Origin of the sequence: Allorhizocola rhizosphaerae, assembly GCF_003426775.1 — a bacterium.
Taxonomy (GTDB): Bacteria; Actinomycetota; Actinomycetes; order Mycobacteriales; family Micromonosporaceae; genus Allorhizocola; species Allorhizocola rhizosphaerae.
In genome coordinates, this window is record NZ_QJUG01000454.1 from 1 (window position 1) to 2025 (window position 2025).

The 2025-nt window shown below is 69.9% G+C and carries 2 protein-coding genes and 1 pseudogene; 1 reads left to right on the forward strand and 2 read right to left on the reverse strand.

Annotated features, from left to right (window positions below):
* Positions 1-252: hypothetical protein (locus DM816_RS41690; RefSeq protein ID WP_162908429.1), on the reverse strand; the 252-nt coding region annotated here is incomplete at its 3' end.
* 156 nt (positions 253-408) lie between these two features.
* On the opposite strand from DM816_RS41690, the gene DM816_RS41695 reads away from it, so the two are divergent.
* On the forward strand, positions 409-1083 hold the full coding sequence (locus DM816_RS41695; RefSeq protein ID WP_162908430.1) for a PASTA domain-containing protein: 675 nt from the start codon (positions 409-411) through the stop codon (positions 1081-1083).
* A gap of 9 nt (positions 1084-1092) precedes the next feature.
* Here DM816_RS41695 and DM816_RS43380 read toward each other — a convergent pair.
* A pseudogene (locus DM816_RS43380) lies at positions 1093-2025 on the reverse strand (hypothetical protein); the annotation flags it as partial.

A 2025-nucleotide genomic window follows, 5' to 3' on the forward strand; every position in this document is an offset into this window, starting at 1 on the left:
CGCGCGACCCGCCTGCGGCGCCGCCACACCGTCGCCAGCCCGCTCGACGGCCGACGACAGGCGCGCGGTCAGGCGCTCCGCCTCGGCCAGGCACAGCTGCGCGCTCGCGGCGGCGTTCGTGGCGCCGCCATCCGATTCGATGTGGATGGTGTAGGCCAGCCATGCGGTCAACGCCTGCTGTGCCGCGGCGGCCGCGCGCCAGGCGTGGCTCACCGCGCGCATCAACTCGCGTAGCTCGGCGTCGGTGGACATGCCACGATCGTGGCAGCGGCGCACCGGACGCGCCTGAGTGCCGCCTACTCAACGACCGATTTGAGTGGCGACCACTCAGGCGCGGTGGGCATCGCCTCGGCGAGGCTGGAAGGTGCCGACAAGCGGCGGTTCACGTGCCACCACCCGGGAGCCTCGATGTCATCACCGGAATCGCCTGAGCAGCAGCGCGCGAATAGCGAAGCCCCGAAGGCGCGACTGTCCGATCACCTGCTCGCCGGGGCGGGCGTGGTTGTGGTCCTCTTGCTCGTCGTCGGGTCCCTCGTGCTGTGGTCGAGCTATTCGCGCGGCGGGGAGGACGGCGCGACCCCGACGCCGAGCCCGACTCCGAGCTCCAGCCCCAGCGTCAGCTCACCTGCACCCAGGGCGAGTTCCCCGGCGCCGACGAAAACCAGTCAGGTGCCGACCATCCGGGTGCCCGAGGTCGCCACCGTGCCCCGCGAAAAGGCGGAGAGCATTCTAAAACAGGCGGGCTTCACCAACATCGTGTTCGAGGAGCTGCCGGAGTCGGCCGACAGGTACCTCGCCGTGCGCACCCAGCCCGCGGCCGGGCAGCGCGCGGCTCGCGACGCACGCATCGTGGTCTACTTCCCCAATTCCACCAACAAGGCGGTCATGCCCGACCTCGTGGGGAAGGAGGAGACCGCAGCGCGAACCATTCTGGCGAGCGTGGGACTCAAGAGCCAGATACGGTACGACTGTCCAAACACGCCGCCATACGCGGTTGGCACCGTCTGGTCGCAGCAGCACCCCCAATACGCGCTTCTCCAGTCGGCAACCACCGTGCAGGTCTGCGTCGTGCCGAACACCTGACGGGCCGGGCTATGTGTCGTAGGCGGCGTTGGCGGCCGCGAAGTCGGCGCCACCCGCACCGGCCGAACCGTTGTCAACACTGGTGAACGTGCTTGTGGAGGCGGACTCGGCGGCCGTGCCCGCGTCGCTTGCGGACACGCCGACCTCATGGGAACCGGCGCTGTCGGCGACGAAGACATCGACGTGCTGACCGCCGGCGGTGTCGATGGCCAGATTGCCCGCGCCGCCTTCGTCGACGTGAGCCGTGAACACGTCCTCGGTGCCGGAGGCGTCGGTGGTCACGACCATGACATCAACCCCGCCGTCGGGGTTGTCGCTGACGAACACGTCCGCTGTGCCCGCGCTGGTAGTGGTCGTGATCTCCTCGGCCGACCCGACCTCGCTGCTCGACGCGACGAAGGCGTCGACGCCATGACTGTCCGCGATCACGGCGGCGTCGATATGGTCGCCGATCGCGAAGACGTCTACAGCGCTTGCGCTGTCGGTGCCGAGTCCGCCCACCGAGTCGCCGGACGGAGGCCGATCGACATGGATGTCCCGATCCTCATCGCGATCGTCATCCCGATGCGGTGGTACCTGTACCTGCGCCTGACCCTGCGCTTGTTGCTGGCCTTGCGTTTGCTGCTGGCCCTGAGATTGGGATGCCTGGCCGCTCGCGTTGGCGGTTCCGCCATCACCCCGCCCGGTGGCGTTTGCCGCGCTGTTGCCTCCGGCGCCGCCGTCACCGCCCTGTCCCGTCGCCTGGGCATTACCGCCGCCCCCGCCGTGACTGGTCGAGTTGCCACCGTGGCTCGAAGAGGGGCCGCCGTGGCTGGTCGAGTTGCCTCCATCCCCGCCATGGCTGGTCGAGTTGCCGCCCGCGCCGCCGTGACTGGTAGAACTGCCACCCCCGCCGCCCTGGCCACCGGCCCCGCCCTGGCCCGTGCCGCCTTGCCCGCCTTC